15 protein-coding genes are annotated in these 17,633 nt (G+C 60.3%); 8 read left to right on the top strand and 7 right to left on the bottom strand.

Annotation, left to right across the window (positions count from 1 at the left end; all coding sequences use genetic code 11):
- Positions 1–4: 4 nt before the first annotated feature.
- The 3 genes from AC3WJW_RS01885 to AC3WJW_RS01875 form a co-directional block, all read right to left on the bottom strand.
- Positions 5–1,183 carry a vWA domain-containing protein gene (locus AC3WJW_RS01885; protein ID WP_007972429.1) on the bottom strand — a complete coding sequence of 393 codons (1,179 nt, stop codon included), beginning with the start codon at positions 1,181–1,183 and terminating at the stop codon, positions 5–7.
- 12 nt (positions 1,184–1,195) lie between these two features.
- Positions 1,196–2,041 (bottom strand): AAA family ATPase, encoded by an 846-nt coding sequence (locus AC3WJW_RS01880; RefSeq protein WP_007972431.1) that lies wholly within the window; start codon positions 2,039–2,041, stop codon positions 1,196–1,198.
- Between the two features lie 149 nt (positions 2,042–2,190).
- Complete coding sequence (locus AC3WJW_RS01875; protein ID WP_493724928.1) at positions 2,191–3,297, bottom strand: DUF748 domain-containing protein; 1,107 nt, start codon at positions 3,295–3,297, stop codon at positions 2,191–2,193.
- Positions 3,298–3,397: 100 nt separating this feature from the next.
- Between AC3WJW_RS01875 and cysK the strand changes: the two genes are divergently transcribed.
- The 3 genes from cysK to AC3WJW_RS01860 all read left to right on the top strand — a co-directional run bounded on the left by cysK (position 3,398) and on the right by AC3WJW_RS01860 (position 6,769).
- Positions 3,398–4,372: a cysteine synthase A gene (cysK, locus tag AC3WJW_RS01870; RefSeq protein ID WP_493724927.1), complete on the top strand. Its 975-nt coding sequence runs from the start codon at positions 3,398–3,400 to the stop codon at positions 4,370–4,372.
- Positions 4,373–4,592: 220 nt separating this feature from the next.
- Complete coding sequence (locus AC3WJW_RS01865; RefSeq protein WP_493724926.1) at positions 4,593–5,531, top strand: aspartyl/asparaginyl beta-hydroxylase domain-containing protein; 939 nt, start codon at positions 4,593–4,595, stop codon at positions 5,529–5,531.
- A 374-nt stretch (positions 5,532–5,905) separates the two neighbouring features.
- On the top strand, positions 5,906–6,769 hold the full coding sequence (locus AC3WJW_RS01860) for a DMT family transporter (RefSeq protein WP_493724925.1): 864 nt from the start codon (positions 5,906–5,908) through the stop codon (positions 6,767–6,769).
- A gap of 69 nt (positions 6,770–6,838) precedes the next feature.
- On the opposite strand, the gene AC3WJW_RS01855 is transcribed toward AC3WJW_RS01860, so the two are convergent.
- From AC3WJW_RS01855 to AC3WJW_RS01840, 4 genes are all read right to left on the bottom strand, one after another.
- On the bottom strand, positions 6,839–7,780 hold the full coding sequence (locus AC3WJW_RS01855) for a LysR family transcriptional regulator (protein ID WP_007972445.1): 942 nt from the start codon (positions 7,778–7,780) through the stop codon (positions 6,839–6,841).
- Between the two features lie 70 nt (positions 7,781–7,850).
- Positions 7,851–9,380, bottom strand: a complete 1,530-nt coding sequence (locus AC3WJW_RS01850) for a tripartite tricarboxylate transporter permease (RefSeq protein ID WP_493724924.1) — start codon at positions 9,378–9,380, stop codon at positions 7,851–7,853.
- Positions 9,377–9,910, bottom strand: a complete 534-nt coding sequence (locus AC3WJW_RS01845) for a tripartite tricarboxylate transporter TctB family protein (protein WP_493724923.1) — start codon at positions 9,908–9,910, stop codon at positions 9,377–9,379. Before AC3WJW_RS01845 ends, AC3WJW_RS01850 begins: the two co-directional genes overlap by 4 nt.
- Before the next feature lie 53 nt (positions 9,911–9,963).
- Positions 9,964–10,980, bottom strand: a complete 1,017-nt coding sequence (locus AC3WJW_RS01840; protein WP_007972451.1) for a Bug family tripartite tricarboxylate transporter substrate binding protein — start codon at positions 10,978–10,980, stop codon at positions 9,964–9,966.
- Positions 10,981–11,432: 452 nt separating this feature from the next.
- Between AC3WJW_RS01840 and AC3WJW_RS01835 the strand changes: the two genes are divergently transcribed.
- The 5 genes from AC3WJW_RS01835 (at position 11,433) to AC3WJW_RS01815 (ending at position 17,580) form a co-directional block, all read left to right on the top strand.
- Entirely contained in the window at positions 11,433–12,773 is a 1,341-nt protein-coding gene (locus AC3WJW_RS01835) for an MFS transporter (protein WP_493724922.1), read from the top strand.
- Positions 12,766–13,725 carry an amidohydrolase family protein gene (locus AC3WJW_RS01830; RefSeq protein WP_493724921.1) on the top strand — a complete coding sequence of 320 codons (960 nt, stop codon included), beginning with the start codon at positions 12,766–12,768 and terminating at the stop codon, positions 13,723–13,725. Before AC3WJW_RS01835 ends, AC3WJW_RS01830 begins: the two co-directional genes overlap by 8 nt.
- Positions 13,722–14,726 (top strand): 4-hydroxythreonine-4-phosphate dehydrogenase PdxA, encoded by a 1,005-nt coding sequence (locus AC3WJW_RS01825; RefSeq protein WP_218477146.1) that lies wholly within the window; start codon positions 13,722–13,724, stop codon positions 14,724–14,726. The genes AC3WJW_RS01830 and AC3WJW_RS01825 overlap by 4 nt, the downstream gene beginning before the upstream one ends.
- A gap of 319 nt (positions 14,727–15,045) precedes the next feature.
- Positions 15,046–16,371, top strand: coding sequence for an MFS transporter (locus tag AC3WJW_RS01820; protein WP_493724920.1), 1,326 nt, complete (start codon positions 15,046–15,048; stop codon positions 16,369–16,371).
- A gap of 33 nt (positions 16,372–16,404) precedes the next feature.
- On the top strand, positions 16,405–17,580 hold the full coding sequence (locus AC3WJW_RS01815) for an L-rhamnonate dehydratase (RefSeq protein WP_015096352.1): 1,176 nt from the start codon (positions 16,405–16,407) through the stop codon (positions 17,578–17,580).
- Positions 17,581–17,633 lie beyond the last annotated feature (53 nt).

Raw genomic sequence — 17,633 nt, 5'->3', positions numbered from 1 at the left:
AGCTTTATTTGGACAAAAACCGCATCCCTTCCTCCAACCCGCGAAGGGTCAGCGGATACATCTGGTCATCGATCAAGTCCCGCACAATATTGGTCGACGAGGTATAGCTCCAGGTGTCCTTCGGATACGGGTTGATCCAGATGAGCTTCTTGTACTTCTCCTTGAACCGCTGCATCCACACGTAACCGGCTTCTTCGTTCCAGTGCTCGACACTGCCGCCCGGCTGGGTGATTTCATAGGGTGCCATGGCGGCGTCACCGATGAAGATCACTTTGTAGTCGGCACCGTACTTGTGCAGCAGGTCCATGGTCGAGGTGCGCTCGGAGGTGCGGCGCATGTTGTTCTTCCAAACCGACTCATAAATGAAGTTGTGGAAGTAGAAGTACTCCAGGTGCTTGAACTCGGTCTTGCAGGCCGAGAACAATTCCTCGCAAATCTTCACATGGGCGTCCATCGAGCCGCCGATGTCGAACAGCAGCAACAGCTTGACGGTGTTGCGCCGCTCCGGCCGCATCTGGATGTTCAGCAACCCGGCATCCTTGGCGGTGTGGTCGATGGTGCCATCGATGTCCAGCTCTTCCGCCGCGCCCTGACGGGCGAACTTGCGCAAGCGGCGCAGGGCGACCTTGATATTGCGCGTGCCCAATTCCACCGAATCGTCGAGGTTCTTGTATTCGCGCTGGTCCCAGACCTTGGCCGCCTTGCCCTGGCGCTTGCCAGCGTCGCCGACCCGAATGCCTTCCGGGTTGAAACCGCCGGAACCGAACGGGCTGGTGCCGCCGGTACCGATCCATTTATTACCGCCGGCGTGACGTTCCTTCTGCTCCTCGAGGCGTTTCTTGAACTCTTCGATCAGTTTGTCCAGGCCACCGAGGGACTGGATCGCCGCCCGTTCTTCGTCGGTCAGCGAGCGTTCGAATTCCTTGCGCAGCCAGTCTTCGGGGATCAGCGCCTGAAGATGGTCGTCGAGCTTTTCCAGGCCATTGAAGTAGGCACCGAACGCCCGGTCGAACTTGTCGAAATGCTTTTCGTCCTTCACCAGGATCGCCCGGGACAGGTAGTAGAACTCGTCCATGTCGGCGAAGGTCACGCGCTGTTTCAGCGCGTTGATCAGGTCCAGCAGTTCACGCACCGAAACCGGCACCTTGGCTGCGCGCATTTCATTGAACAGGTTGAGCAGCATGGCATCAGCCTCTTAGCGGGTGCCGCGACGGCTCATGAACGCCAGACGCTCAAGCAATTGCACGTCCTGTTCGTTCTTCACCAGGGCACCGGCGAGCGGCGGGATGGCCTTGGTCGGATCACGTTCGCGCAGCACCGCTTCGCCGATGTTGTCGGCCATCAGCAGCTTCAGCCAGTCCACCAGCTCGGAGGTCGAAGGCTTCTTCTTCAGGCCCGGCACCTTGCGCACGTCGAAGAACACGTCCAGCGCTTCGCTGACCAGGTCTTTCTTGATGTCCGGGTAGTGCACGTCAACGATCTTTTGCAGGGTGGTGCGGTCGGGGAAAGCGATGTAGTGGAAGAAGCAGCGGCGCAGGAAGGCGTCCGGCAGTTCCTTTTCGTTGTTGGAGGTAATGATGATGATCGGACGCTTTTTCGCCTTGATGGTCTCGTCGATCTCGTAAACGTAGAACTCCATCTTGTCGAGTTCTTGCAGCAGGTCGTTGGGGAATTCGATGTCGGCCTTGTCGATTTCGTCGATCAGCAGGATGACCCGCTCGTCGGATTCGAAGGCTTCCCAGAGCTTGCCCTTTTTCAGGTAGTTACGAACGTCGTGGACTTTTTCGTTGCCCAGTTGCGAGTCGCGCAGGCGGCTGACCGCATCATACTCGTACAGGCCCTGGTGAGCCTTGGTGGTGGACTTGATGTGCCAGGTGATCAGCTTGGCGCCAAAGGATTCGGCCAGTTGCTCGGCGAGCATGGTCTTGCCGGTGCCCGGTTCGCCCTTGACCAGCAACGGCCGCTCCAGGGTGATGGCGGCGTTGACCGCCAGCTTCAGGTCATCGGTGGCGACGTAGGCCTGGGTGCCTTCGAACTTCATCTGCTAATCCTCGAACGGTAACGCCGACCTGAACGAGGCAGGGCGGTGGGGGCGCAATAAAAGGGTCAGCCCCGACTATAACGCGCTGCCCGGTCGACTGTGAACGCAGACGGCTTATTCAGTCTCTGAATGGGGCGTCACTTAGTGACTTAGCCGGCATCCGGCTTGGGCCGTTCATACCGCGCATTGAACGCCTGGATGAAACCATTGCGTAAAATCTGCAAAAAAGCCTGGAACGCGCTGACATTCTTCTGATGAACGTTGCCGCTGAGTTCGACCTTTGTCGCAAACTGGTTTTTGCCCTGGTTTTTCAGGACCGTCTCGGTTCCACCGACGAGGGCTTCCCATATCGAGCGGAACAGCCCTTTGTCCTTGTTTTCCACGTCCTGCTGCCAGTTGAACACGTCAACATCGCGCATCAGCGGCTTGATATAGCCGGTCAGTCGGCCCTTGTTGGCCTGGGCTTCGATCACCACGTCGCCATGGCCGGCATTGAAGTCGAACTTGCCGTAGGCCGCGGCGAAGTCGTTCAGGCGCTTGAGTTCGATATCCGTGGTGCGCAAGCGAAACTCGAAGTCTTCGAAATCGCTCAAGGGATCGAAAGTGGCCGAGGTTTCCAGTGGCGCGTGCCCCAGCAGCAAGGCTTTGCCTTCAAAGCGTGCGTCGCGTTTGCCTTTGGTGTCGACCACGTTGGTCAGGTTGAAAATACTGGCATCCACCTTTGTGGCGTTCATGTTCACCGGTGGTTTGGAGTTGAAGTTGCGAAAACTGATCTTGCCGTCGCTGATCCGCACTTCGTTCAGGGTAATGGGCAGCAGCTTGCCCAATTGGGCACGCCAGTCGGTGCCCTGGCCGGTCTGGGAATTTCGCTTGTTGGCTCCGCCGTCGACGAAGTTGACCTCGGGCGTGATGAACTGCACTTGGGCCACCACCGCGTGGTCGTGCCACAGTGAGTGCCAACTCACCGAGAGGTCTATCAATGGCGCGTTGACGAAAGGCACTGGAACCTTGCCATCGACCTTGACGATTTTCAGTCCGTTGATCTTGTAGGCGCCGCGCCACAAGGCCAGGTCCACGTCGGTGATCTGGCCCCGGTAGTCGCCCATGTCCGCCAGCCTCTCATTAAGGTAGTCGCGCACCAGATAGGGCAAGGCGATGTGCAACGTTATCAGCAGTGCAACGAGGCCGATGAGGGTCCACAGGGGCCAGCTGTATCGACGTTTCATGGCGGCAAATCTCTGGCGATCTAAAGCCATTGACTGCACTGACAGGCGGACGTTCGACCCGACTGGACGCCTGCGGGCAAGAGGGCTTACCTTGATGCCCTATTTCAATGCTGTCGTTAAGGACCCAGCCATGAGCCGCATTTTCGTTGACAACGCCCACTCCATCGGCAACACGCCGCTGGTGCAGATCAATCGCATTGCGCCGCGTGGTGTGACCATTCTGGCCAAGATCGAAGGGCGCAACCCCGGTTACTCGGTCAAGTGCCGGATCGGCGCAAACATGATCTGGGATGCCGAGAGCACTGGCAAACTCAAACCGGGCATGACCATCGTCGAACCCACCTCCGGCAATACCGGTATCGGCCTGGCGTTCGTGGCCGCCGCCCGTGGCTACAAACTGATGCTGACCATGCCGGCGTCCATGAGCATCGAACGTCGCAAGGTACTCAAGGCACTGGGTGCCGAGCTGGTGTTGACCGAACCGGCCAAAGGCATGAAGGGCGCTATCGAAAAAGCCGGTGAAATTGTTGCCGGCGACCCGTCGAACTTCTTCATGCCGGCGCAATTCGACAACCCGGCCAACCCGGCCATTCACGAAAAAACCACCGGCCCGGAAATCTGGAACGATACCGATGGCGCGGTCGACGTGCTGGTGGCAGGCGTCGGAACCGGTGGAACCATCACCGGGGTTTCACGGTATATCAAGAATACCCAGGGCAAACCGATTCTCTCGGTGGCGGTGGAGCCGGTGGTGTCGCCGGTGATTACCCAGGCCCTGGCCGGTGAAGAAATCAAACCGAGCCCGCACAAGATCCAGGGCATTGGTGCCGGTTTTGTGCCGAAGAACCTCGATTTGTCGATCGTCGACCGGGTAGAACTGGTCAGTGACGAAGAGTCCAAGGCCATGGCCTTGCGCTTGATGCAGGAAGAAGGAATCTTGTGCGGGATCTCCTGCGGCGCTGCCATGGCAGTGGCCGTAAGATTGGCGGAGACCCCGGAGATGCAGGGCAAGACCATCGTCGTGATCCTGCCGGATTCCGGTGAACGTTATCTGTCGAGCATGTTGTTCAGTGATCTGTTTACCGAACAGGAGAATCAGCAGTAAGCGCTGAACATTGGCGGATCGTGGCTGTTGGCGGTTGATGATGGATTCGCATCAGCCGCCGTTCAGGTGCCACATGTTAAGAAATGCTTTGTTGCACATTCGTTAACATTGAATGTTGAAAAATGCAGGTTTTTCACCGGTTCGGTAGTGTTTATCATGCCGCAAACCACGTCGGGCAATGGGCGTGGCGCAAAGTCGCTTATCTTCAAAGGAGTTGTTGATGACCTTTTCGTTTGCCGCGAAAGCCTCGTTGTTGCTGCTGTTTCTCGGCAGCACCCTGTATGTGCACTTACGCGGTAAGGCGCGTCTGCCGGTTTTGCGCCAATTCGTTAACCATTCGGCACTGTTCGCACCCTATAACGCCTTGATGTACCTGTTTTCCGGTGTGCCTTCCAAACCGTATCTGGATCGCAGCAAGTTTCCCGAACTGGATGTGCTCAAGGACAACTGGGAAGTGATTCGCGACGAAGCGATGCATTTGTTCGACGAGGGGTATATCCGCGCGGCGGCAAAGAACAACGACGCCGGTTTTGGCTCGTTCTTCAAGAAGGGCTGGAAGCGTTTCTATCTCAAGTGGTATGACAAACCGCTGCCTTCTGCCGAAGTCCTGTGCCCGAGAACCGTGGCATTGGTCAGTAGCATTCCCAACGTCAAGGGCGCGATGTTTGCGCTGCTGCCGGGCGACAGCCATCTCAACCCGCATCGCGATCCGTTTGGCGGCTCCCTGCGTTATCACCTGGGGCTGTCCACCCCCAATTCCGATGATTGCCGCATCTTTGTCGACGGTCAGGTTTACGTCTGGCGCGATGGTGAAGACGTGATGTTCGACGAGACCTACGTGCACTGGGTCAAGAATGAAACGCAAAAGACCCGGGTCATCCTGTTCTGCGATATCGAACGACCGCTGAGCAATCGCTTCATGACCCGTATCAATCGCAGTATCAGCGCCTGGCTGGGGCGTGCCACCGCCCCTCAGAACCTGGATGACGAACGTGTGGGCGGGATCAACAAGGCCTACGCGTGGAGCAAGAACTCCAGCGATAGATTCAGTGGTGTGGTCAAGCAATGGAAGCGGCGCAATCCCAAGGCTTACCGTGTCCTGCGCCCGGTGCTGGCGTTGGTGGTGCTGGCGTTGCTGGGGTATTGGTTGTTTGGTTGAAGCCGGATACGGCCTTTTGACCAACTCGTTGCAATTCATGTCGAACGCTGGTTATAGTCGGCGCACGGTGAGTTTCTGACTCACTTCCTTATCCCTCGAGCAAAGATCAGCCCAATGCCTGCATCCCTCCTCAACGCGGTAGTCGATTCAGCGGTCAACGCTGGCGTCGTGCCGTGCGGGAATCAGCAGCCCGGGCAGATCAGTCATTACCCCCCACCTGTCAGTAGCACGCCGGTGTGCGCAGTCGTATCACCGCCAGGCGTTGGCATTTCGGGCTGATCAGCTGTCTTCTGCTGTTCCCGCGCCCGCCTGAAAAAACTACTGGATTTCAGCTTTTGCTGAGTTGGCTTTTTGCCTGACTACAGGTGGTATTCATGTTTGTCCTTTCGAAAAAATCCGCGCTCGCGGTGGCGTCCACGAGCCTGTTCGTGCTGTTGTGGAGCAGCGGGGCGATCTTCTCAAAATGGGGGCTGGCCCACGCCTCACCCTTCGCCTTCCTGATGTTTCGTTTCGTCATCGCGCTATGCGGGCTGGTGTTGCTGGTGCCGTTGTTCAAGCTGAAGTTGCCCAAGGGCGGCAAGCCGATGTTGTATGCGATGGCCACTGGCGTGGTGCTGTTGGGGGCCTATCAGATTTTCTATCTGCTGGCCCTCGACCTTAAAGTCACCCCCGGGGTGATGGCGACCATCATGGGCGTGCAGCCGATTCTCACGGTGGTGCTGATGGAGCGTCAGCGTTCCTGGAGCCGGATGTTCGGTCTGGTCCTGGGGCTGACCGGCTTGATCATGGTGGTCTATCAGGGCATCGGCCTGGCCGGAATGTCGCTGGCCGGAATGCTTTTCGGTCTGCTGGCGCTGGCGAGCATGACGTTCGGTTCGATCATGCAGAAGCGCATCACTGAAAATCCCCTCGGCACGCTGCCGGTGCAGTACCTCGCCGGACTGCTGTTGTGCGGGATTTTCGTGCCGTTCCAGCCGTTTCACTTCGAACACGGCAGCGGTTTCATCCTGCCGGTGCTATGGATGGGGCTGGTAGTGTCGGTGCTGGCGACGCTGTTGCTGTACCGCTTGATCGCCCGGGGCAACCTGGTGAACGTCACCAGTCTGTTTTACCTGGTGCCGGCGGTGACGGCGGTAATGGACTATCTGGTCTTCGGCAATCGCCTGGCGCTGTTGAGCCTGTTCGGCATGCTGTTGATCATCGTCGGGCTGGTGTTTGTGTTCCGTAAAACAGCGTAGGCCGCGCAAGAAAATCAAAAGATCGCAGCCGTACCTGTAGGAGCTGCCGCAGGCTGCGATCTTTGCCTGTCATTTGCTCAGCGCATGCTCGGCCCGTACCGAATTCATGAACGCCTGCATCGCCGACGATTGAATGCGATGACGCCGGGTGATCAACCCGTACGGTGGCAGCCGCGCCTCGAACTTGATCGGCAACACCGCCAGCAGATCCCGACCGGGGTAGTCCTCGACCACCGACACCGGCGTGACGCCGAGCATGTCGGTCTGCTGAATCAACGACAGCAAGGTCATGATCGACGTGGTTTCGACGATGCTGCTCGGGATGTCGACCCGCGCGTTGTGGAACACCTGATTGATGATCGCGCGCATCGGGCTGGGCTGCTGTTGCAGCACCCAGGTCATGTTCTGCAGTTCGGCCCAGCTCAACTGCGTGGCTTTGGCCAGTGGATTCTGTGCGCCGGAAATCACGCACAGTGCTTCCTCGCCAAGGCTGTCGAACAGCAACTCCTCTGCCCGGGCACCGGCGGGTATCCGCCCCAATACGATATCCAGCTGATCTTGCAGCAACGCCTGCACCAGCACGTCGCTGGTGTCGACCTGGATGCTCATCGACAAGCGTGGATGGCTTTGTTTCAAGGTGGCGATGGTGCGCGTCAGCAGCCCCGAAGCCAGTGCCGGAATGGCCCCGACCGCGACCCGGCCAAGGTTGCCGGATTCGAGGGCGACCAACTCTTCACGCATGCCGCTGAGTTCGGCGAACACCATGCGTGCGTAATAAATGACCGTTTCCCCGAACGGGGTAGAGCGCATGCCCCGGGGCAGGCGTTCGAACAGTTCGACGCCCAACAGGTCCTCGGCCTCATGCAGCATCTTGGTCGCGGCCGGTTGGGTCATGCCGATGTGATCGGCGGCGCGGCGCAACGAGCCGAATTCCTGCAACGCCAGCATCAGCCGCAGTTGGCGCAGACGCAGTCGGCTGTGGATTACGTTGGCAGCAGGAATTCGGGTCATGGGCCGTGCTCGCAAAAAAGTCCTGCGGCAAGCCTGACAACAAATGCCAGGCGTTGCCAGCTTTGGCGTGTCACAGCACCGATTTTGGCTTGGCGACGTGGGGTTTGCGCAGGCCGATCAGGGTTTGCAGCGCTTTGGAAATCAACGGCCAGAACAGCATCAGCAGCGCCGCCGTGGTCAGGCTGCCCACCAACGGGTTGGACCAGAAAATCCCCAGCTGCCCGTCGGAGAACAGCATCGACTGGCGGAACGCATCTTCTGCCTTGTCGCCCAGCACCGCCGCCAACACCAGCGGCGCAATCGGGTAGCCGAGTTTCTTGAACAGATAACCCAGCGCACCGAAGCCCAGCATCAGCACCACGTCGAAGAACGAGTTGTGCACCGAGTAGGCACCGATGGCGCAGACCATGATGATGATCGGAGCGATGATCGAGAACGGGATGCGCAGGATCGAAGCGAACAGCGGCACGGTGGCCAGCACCACGATCAGACTCACCACGTTGCCCAGGTACATGCTGGCGATCAGGCCCCAGACAAAATCGTGTTGCTCGACGAACAGCGTCGGCCCCGGGTGCAAACCCCAGATCATCAGGCCACCGAGCATCACCGCCGCAGTCGCCGAACCGGGAATGCCCAGGGTCAGCATCGGCAGCAGGGCACTGGTGCCAGCCGCGTGGTCAGCGGTTTCCGGGGCGATCACACCTTCGAGTTCGCCTTTACCGAAGTTGTCGCGGTTTTTCGAGAAACGCCGGGCCAGGCTGTAGCTCATGAACGACGCGGCAGTCGGTCCGCCAGGGGTGATGCCCATCCAGCAGCCGACCAGGGTGCTGCGCACAATCGTCCACCAGTAACGCGGCAATTTCGCCCAGGTGCGCAGGATCACCATCGGCGTGATCCGCGCATGCTCGCCGCGGAACACCAGTCCTTCTTCCACGGTGCAGAGGATTTCGCCGATGCCGAACAGGCCGATTACCGCCACTTCAAAGCTGATGCCGGTCATCAGGATCGGCTGGTCGAAGGTCAGGCGCAGGTTGCCGGACACGGTGTCCATGCCGACGGCGGCCATGGCGAAACCGATCATCATCGCCACCACGGTTTTCAGCGGCGGGTTCTTGCTCATGCCAATGAAGGTGCAGAACGCCAACAGGTACACCGCGAAGAACTCCGGCGAACTGAACGACATGGCGAACGCGGCAATTTTTGTCGAGAGGAAGGTCAGCAACAACACGCCGGCCAACGCACCCAGCAACGCCGAACTGAACGCGGCGGTCAGGGCTTCGGCGGCGCGGCCTTCGCGGGCCATGGGATAACCGTCGAAGGTAGTCGCCACCGATGAGGGCTCACCGGGGATGTTGAACAGGATCGAGGTGATCGAGCCGCCGAACAGCGCGCCCCAGTACATGCACGACAGCAGGATGATCGCCGACACCGGCGACATGGTGAACGTCAGCGGCAGCAGCAACGCCACGCCGTTGGGGGCACCGAGACCGGGCAGTACGCCGACCAGAATGCCCAGCAGCACGCCGATCACCATCAGGCCGATATGGCCCGGCGTGAGGATCAGGTTCATGCCTTGCAGCAGGGAATCGAACTCGCTCATTTGAAATGTCTCCCGGCCAGGGCAATCCAGTCGCCCATTGGGCCGGCATCCAGCGGCACTTTGAACCACAGCGCGAAAATCAGGTAACTGGCCAGCACCGCGCCCAGGGACACGCTGCCGATCATCCATTTGCCGTAAGGCTTGGCGCGGACCTTGTCACGCCACATGAACCAGGCAATGAAGCAGGCCGAAGCGATGTAGATGCCGGTGAACGGCATCGCACCGACGAATAGCGCGATGGGCACGAACACCGACAGCACTTGCCTGAACGCACTGCGGCTGACGAATGAAATGCCCAGGGCTTGCCAGCGCACCAGGGTCAACACCCCGTTGGCCACACTGGCGGCGCTCAACATCAGGCCGATGTAGAAGGGAAAGTAACCCGGCTCGGGGCCGGCATCACCCCAGCCGATACCCTGTTCAACGCTACCGAACATCACCACCGCGCCGATCAGCGTGGTGAAGAGTGCCAGGCCGAGCTCGACCCAGCGTGTACCGACCAGCGCTGGTGAATCCGAAGAATGGGACATGAAAGCACCTCCAGAGGTGACGGCCGTACGCAGGGCGGGCGGCCGTGAGCAACTCAGTTTTTCAGCCAGCCGGCCTCTTTGAACACCGGCGTGACGCGGGCGGTGTCTTTTTCGATGTAGGCGGTCAGCGGCTCGCCCTCGAGGAAGGTTGGCACCAGGGCGTTCTGCTTCACGTAAGCCTTGAACTCATCGGTCTGGGTGACTTTGCGCATCAACTCGACATAGAACGCGCGCTGCTCGGCGGTGACGTCGCCGGGCATGAACACGGTGCGCGGGAAGCGGTACTGATCGATGCCCAGACCTTGTTCGTGACAGGTCGGGACGTCGGCCCAGGATTTGTCGCCGGCGACTTTGTCGGTATAGCCCATGCGCTCCTTACTGAATACGCAGAGCGGCTCGACCTGATCGCCACGCCATTGGCTGATGCTCTCGCTTGGATTGTTGACGTTGGCGGCGATGTGCTTGCCGGCCAGTTGCGTCGCGGCTTCGCTGCCGCTCTTGAACGGGATGTACACCAGTTTGCTGTTGTTGGTCTGGTTCAGCAGCAGGGTCAGGGTCTGGTCGACGTCCTTGGACTGGCTGCCGCCCATGCGCAGGTTCGACGGGTCGGCCTTGACCGCTTCGTAGAAGCTTTTCGCGTCCTTCCACGGCGCGCCCTTGTAGCTCCAGAGAATGAAGTCATCCTCGGCCACGGCGGCAATCGGGGTCAGTTCCTGCCATTCGTAGCCGAGCTTGGACACCAGCGGCAACAGGTAGATGTTGTTGGTGCCGATCACCAGTTTGTCGGCATCGCCCTTGCTCATTTTCAGGTCGAGGAAGGCTTCGGCGCCGTTGCCACCGCCCTTGTTGAGGACGATGGTATTCACGTCGAGCAGCTTGTGCGTGGTGATGATCGACTGGATCAGGCGACCGAGCTGGTCGGTACCGCCACCGGGACCACCGGCGACAACGATTTCGACGTTCTTGTCCGGTTGCCAGGCGGCGTTGGCGAGAGCGGGAAGGGTACCGGCGGCGATCAGTGCGCAACCAAGAAACAGACGGGAAGTACGACGGACGAATGCATTTCGCATGATGGAAGAGCCTCGTATTCATGTTCTTGTAATTGTTATGAGCGGCTTTTTTGCGCGGTAAAGCCGCAAGCCTGGCCCGAGTGTGTGAAGGTGCGGGCACGGCGTCTAGTCAAAACAATACATACACCGATAGCCTGGGGTTATAGCTCGGCAAACGACTGACTACTGACTGCTGTAGGAGCGAGCTTGCTCGCGATGGACTCAAGGGCACCGCTTTAATTCAGGTAACACGCGTTTTCGTTGAAGACCATCGCGAGCAGGCTCGCTCCTACAGAAAAGAATGCGTGCCCACGCTGAAAGGTCGTTGAAAGCAGGGCATGACATAACCCGAGGCTATCGCCTGATTTCAAGTTTTGATTAGACGGTTATCAGCGAGCCTTCGATAGTGCTCACAAATGTCGCCAGGAAGCGGCGCTGCAGTCTCCACAAAAATAATAAAAGAGGTACGCACCATGGCTCGATCCAGTGCATCCCTGAACCTGGCCGGCGCGGATATCCAGCCACAGGCCGCGGCACCCGCGCAGAGCTCCGCCGCCAAAGCCAGCAACGTACGCTGGCGGATCTTCGCGATCATCTTCGCGCTGACCATGGTCAACCTGATCGACCGGGTGTCGCTGTCCATTGCGATGCCGACCATCGCCCATGAGTTTTCCCTGTCACCGAGCCTGCAAGGGCTGATCCTCAGCAGCTTTTTCTGGGCCTACGCACTGTTGCAGATTCCCGGCGGCTGGCTGATCGACCGCTTCGGCCCGCACCGGGTCATCAGTTGGTCCACCGGGTTGTGGGGCACGTTTCAGGTGCTGGCGGCGTTCGCCACCGGCGGCCTGTCGTTGTTGTTTGCCCGGGTTGCACTGGGCGCCGCCGAAGCACCGCTGTTCCCGTCGGGCGGCAAGCTGATTTCCCTGTGGCTGGCCCCGAGCGAGCGCAGTCGCGGCGCGGTATTGATGGACAGCGGCAGCCCGTTGGGCGTGGCCCTTGGCGGGTTGATCATTGCCTGGCTGATTGCCTCGCTGGACTCCTGGCGCCTGGCCTTCGTGATCGCCGGTATCGCCACTCTGGTGCTGGCCTGGCTGGCGCGGCGTTATCTGCGCGATGACCCGGCCGGTCACCCGCAAGTCAATGCGGCGGAGCTTGAGAAAATCAACGCCGGCCGCGCAACGCCCGCCGCCGAAGCGGCCCGAGCGCCGGTCAAGGGGTTGGGTATTGCGCCACGCTCGCTCAGCGGTTTGCTGATCGGCCGGGCGAGTTGGGCGATGGTGTATTTCGGTCTGCTGACCTGGGGCCCGAGTTACCTGGCCCAGGCCCGGGGTTTCGATATCAAGGGGATTGGTGCGGCGACCTTCGTGATTTTTGTCTGCGGTGCACTCGGTTCGTTGACCGGAGGTTTCCTCTGTGATGGCTTGATTCGCAAAGGCGTGAGTCGCGGGGTGGCGGTCAAGAGCCTGCTGGCGTTTTCCGGGCTGGTGGCCCTCGGCGCATTCCTGTTGCTGCCGACCTTGAGCAATCCTTTTGCGGCGGTGGCGCTGTTGGCCATGACCGCATTCTTCCTGATGTGGGGCAGCCTCTACTGGAGCTTTCCGGCGCTGCTGGCGGCGCCGGCGCGGGTCGGTTTGATCGGCGGCGTGATGAACATGGCCGGTAGCTCCGGCGGCATCGCGGTGCCGATCCTGGTGGGCGTGATCCTGCAGGCAACCGGTGGTTTCGCTCCGGTGCTCGGGTTCTTCGCGGCGTGCTCGGCAGTCTTCGTGCTGGCGACGTTGTTCATCAGCCTCGACGAGGTGCGTCATGACTAATGCGTTGTGGAACGGCTCGATCGTCGACGCCCATCATCACTTCTGGGACCCGACCGTCAACGACCACCCATGGCTTGCCCCCGAGGCCAACATACCCTTTCGCTACGGAGACTACAGCGCGATCAAGCGCCGCTATTTTCCCGAGGATTACTTCGCCGATGCAGGTTCCCATAACGTCGTGCAAACGGTGTACGTCGAGACCGAGTGGAACCCGCAGGACCCGATTGGCGAAACCCGTTTCATCGAGCAACTGGCCGCCCGCTACGGCGTGCCCAATGCGGTCGTGGCGCAAGCCTGGCTCGATCATCCGGACGCTATCGATGTGCTCACCGAGCAGGCGCGTTTCAAGCACGTGCGCAGCGTGCGCCACAAACCCGGTGGCCCGAGCGCGCCGGCGCAGGTGGGGCACCTGCGCAGCCTGATGAGTGACGAACACTGGCGCCGCAGTTATGCCGCGCTCGAAGGGCTGGGCCTGCATTTCGACTTGCAGACACCCTGGTGGAACCTGCACGAGGCCGAACGCCTGGCCCGGGATTTTCCCGGCATCACGCTGATTCTCAACCACGCCGGTTTGCCCAATGACCGCAGTGCCGAAGGCCTGGCGGGCTGGCGTCTGGCGATGGCGCGGCTGGCGCAGTGGCCGAACGTGCAGGTGAAGATTTCCGGCCTGGGGCAGGGCGGCCAGCGCTGGCGCGCCAAGGACAACGCCTGGATCGTGCGCGAGGTGATCGCGATGTTTGGCAGCCACCGGGCGATGTTCGCCAGCAACTTCCCCGTGGACAGCCTGTGCGGCTCGTTCGACGACATTTATAGCGGTTTCAAATCCATCGTCGCCGATCTGCCGACAGCCGATCAGGAACGACTTTTCTACAGCAACGCGCAGCGGGTCTATCGCTGCGAGCCTTGCGCCAACGAGCGGGCGCAGCCTGAACCCTTGAGGAGTGAAGCATGAGCAAATCCACCATCGCGATGGTCCTGGGGGACCCGGCGGGCATCGGCCCTGAGCTGATTGCGCGCCTGCTGGGCGAGCCTGAAGTGCGTGCCCAGGCCAATGTGATCCTGATCGCTGACGAAGCGGAGATGCGTCGCGGCATGCGCATTGCCGGGATGGAATTTCCCTATCGTCGCGTCGAGTCCCTGGAGCAGTTGGCATTCGTCGATGACACGCCGCTGTTCTATGACTTTCGCGGTGACACCCTCGGTGAGTTTGCGCGGAGCGAGGCCAGCGTCATCGGTGGTCGCTACAGCCTCGACACCCTGGAAAAAGCCCTGCGCCTGACCGAAGCGGGCATCACCGACGCCGTGTTGTTCGGGCCACTGAACAAGACCTCACTGCACATGGCCGGCATGGCCCACAGCGATGAGCTGCACTGGTTCGCCGAGTTGCTGGATTTCCATGGGCCGTTCTGCGAATTCAATGTACTCGACAATCTCTGGACTTCGCGGGTGACCTCCCATGTGGCCCTGGCCGATGTGCCGGGCCTGCTCAGCCAGCAACGGGTGGTGGAAGCGATTCAACTGATCGACACCGCGCTCAAGCGCAACGGGCTGGAAAAGCCGCGCATCGGCGTCTGCGGGCTGAATCCGCATAACGGTGATAACGGTTCGTTCGGTCGCGAGGAACTGGACATCATCGGCCCGGCGGTGCGTTCGGCGCAGGCACTGGGGATCGCGGCGGACGGGCCGTATCCGGCCGACACGATCTTCCTCAAGGTCCAGGGTGATGCCAGTGCCTTCGACGCGGTGGTGACCATGTACCACGACCAGGGGCAGATCGCGATCAAGTTGATGGGCTTCTCCCGTGGCGTCACGGTGCAGGGCGGACTGCCGATCCCGATCACCACCCCGGCCCATGGCACCGCGTTCGATATCGCCGGGCAGGGCAAGGCGAACGTCGGCGCGATTCGCCAGGCGTTCGAGATCGCGTGCCGGATGGGTGGCAATAGTTACTGATTGTTGAAAGGTCAAAAGATCGCAGCCTTCGGCAGCTCCTACAGGGGATCGCATTCTTCTGTAGGAGCTGCCGAAGGCTGCGATCTTTTTTGCGTCACCCGATAACCCGACATACCCACTAATCAGTTTTTGCTATCACTCCAGGTTATCGCCGGATACGCATAAGTGATTATCCGCAACCCTTTGCGCTGGCTAAAGTCGCTCCATCGAATGAACGCAACCGGGCACTCCCGACCACTGCGATCAAGCGAATGACAACTACAAAAAGCCCGCCTTGTCACTTCCGCAAGGCACGTACCGGCAGCAAAGGAACACTCTTATGACCCGTCCAGATTCTGTCTTGGCGCTGTCCAGCGCTATCTCCAAAAGCCGGCTTCGCCTGCTGCCGTTTCTGATTCTGATGTACATCCTGGCCTTCATCGATCGCTCCAACGTTGGCTTCGCCAAAGCGGCGTTGCAGGCCGATACCGGGTTGGGCGATGCCGCGTTCGCGTTCGGCGCGAGCATCTTCTTCATCGGTTATGCGTTCTTCGAAGTGCCGAGCAACTACATGCTGCACCGCCTCGGCGCCAAGGTCTGGCTGTGCCGGATCATGGTCACTTGGGGCCTGGTGTCGGCGGCGATGATGTTTGCCCACAACGCCCAGACTTTCTACGTACTGCGCTTCCTGCTGGGGGTGGCCGAAGCCGGGTTCTTCCCGGGAATCATCCTGTACCTCACCTATTGGTTCCCGGCGCAGAGCCGCGGTCAGGCGTTGGGCCTGTTCTACTTCGGCCTGCCTCTGGCGCTGGTGCTGGGCAGTCCGTTGTCCGGCTGGTTGCTGGAATTTCACGGTGTGTTCGGTCTGACCAACTGGCAATGGCTGTTCGTCGTCGAAGGCTTGATGGCTTCGGTGGTCGGCATCGCCGCGTACTTCTACCTGGTCAACCGTCCGACCGAGGCGACCTGGCTCAGCGTTGAAGAAAAACAGGCCCTGGAAAAAGCCCTGGCAGACGAAGACGCGCAGAAAAAGCACAGCAGTCCCCACGGCTTCCTCAGTGCCTTGCGCAACCCTCGAGTGCTGCAATTCTGCCTGGCGTATTTCACCATCCAGATGAGCGTATATGGCGTGGTGTTCTACCTGCCGACCCGCATAGCCGGCCTGCTTGATGGCCACGTCGGTTTGAACGTTGGCCTGATCACCGCGATCCCTTGGGTCTGCGCGTTGATCGTGACCCGCCTCGTGACTCGCTATGCCGACCGTACCGGCCAGCACCGTCGCCTCGCCGTGTGCATGCTGACCATGGCCGCCCTCGGTATCGCCGCTTCGGCGTTGGGTTCGAGCATGGCCCCGGTGGTGCTCGCGTTCTGCTTCGCCGCCGCCGGATTCGTCTCGGTGCAGCCGCTGTTCTGGACCATCCCCACCAGCTACCTGAGCGGCGCCGCCGCGGCGGGCGGGATCGCCCTGATCAACTCCATCGGCAACCTGGGTGGCTTCGTCGCGCCGAATCTGAAAACCGTGATGGAAAGCAGTTTTGCAGACCCGCGTGCCGGCATGTTCGCCCTGGCCTTGGTCGGCATTATCGGCGCCGTCCTGCTGTCCCGACTTCGCACCACCCACACCCCTAAATCCCCCTCGCAGCTCACACCGGCTCAGGTTGGCTGATCACTACCCAAGCGTTAGCAAGGAACTGTATTCATGAAAATCAAAGCGATCCGTACCCGCGTTTTCGAGTGGAAAGGCAAGGTCGTGCCACCCCAGGCGCACTTCTGCACCAACGCCAGCGACATCCTGTTCGAGCGCGGCGATGCCATGGGCTCGTTCCGTTTCCACGGCTGGCTTGTGGTGGAAGTCGAGACCGACACCGGCCTCGTCGGCATCGGTAACTGCGCCCTGGCGCCGCGAGTGGCCAAGGAAATCATCGACACCTACCTGGCGCCGATCGCCATTGGCGAAGACCCGTTCGACAACGAATACATCTGGCAGAAAATGTACCGCCAGAGCCACGCCTGGGGGCGCAAGGGCATCGGCATGGCGGCGATATCGGCCATCGACATTGCGATCTGGGACATCATGGGCAAAGCGGTGAACAAGCCGGTGTTCAAACTGCTGGGCGGGCGCACCAAGGAAAAGATCTGGACCTACGCGTCCAAGCTCTACGCCAACGACAACCTCGACCTGTTCCTCGAAGAAGCGCAGGGCTACCTGAGCCAGGGTTTCACCGCGCTGAAGATGCGTTTCGGCTACGGCCCGAAGGATGGTCCGGCGGGCATGCGCCGCAACATCGAACAAGTGCGCGCCCTGCGTGAGCTGGCCGGTCCCGACGTCGACATCATGCTCGAATGCTACATGGGCTGGACTCTCGAGTATGCCCGGCGCATGTTGCCGAAACTCGCCGAGTTCGAGCCGCGCTGGCTCGAAGAGCCGGTGATCGCCGACGACATCGAAGGCTACATCGAGCTGAAGAAGATGGGGATCATGCCGATCTCCGGCGGCGAGCATGAGTTCACCTCCTACGGCTTCAAGGACCTGCTGGAACGCCGCGCCGTCGACGTGATCCAGTACGACACCAACCGCGTCGGCGGCATCACCGCCGCGCGCAAGATCAACGCCATGGCCGAGGCTTGGTCGGTGCCGGTCATCCCCCATGCCGGGCAGATGCACAACTACCACCTGACCATGTCCACCACGGCTTCGCCGATGGCCGAGTTCTTCCCGGTGTTCGACGTCGAAGTCGGCAACGAACTCTTCTACTACGTGTTCAAGGGCGAGCCGCAACCGGTCAACGGCTATATCCAGCTGGATGACAACAAGCCGGGCCTGGGCCTGGAAATCTCCGATGAGTACCTGAGCGATTTCAACATCATCGAGTGACCGTCCGGCGCCGCTCTCTCGCGGCGCCCACCACGACTTTTCGGAGGGCCGAC

The sequence above is a fragment of the Pseudomonas sp. GW821-FHT07G06 genome, from assembly GCF_058986625.1.
Note: the sequence above shows the minus strand (reverse complement) of the source record. Positions and strands in the feature narration are given on the sequence as shown.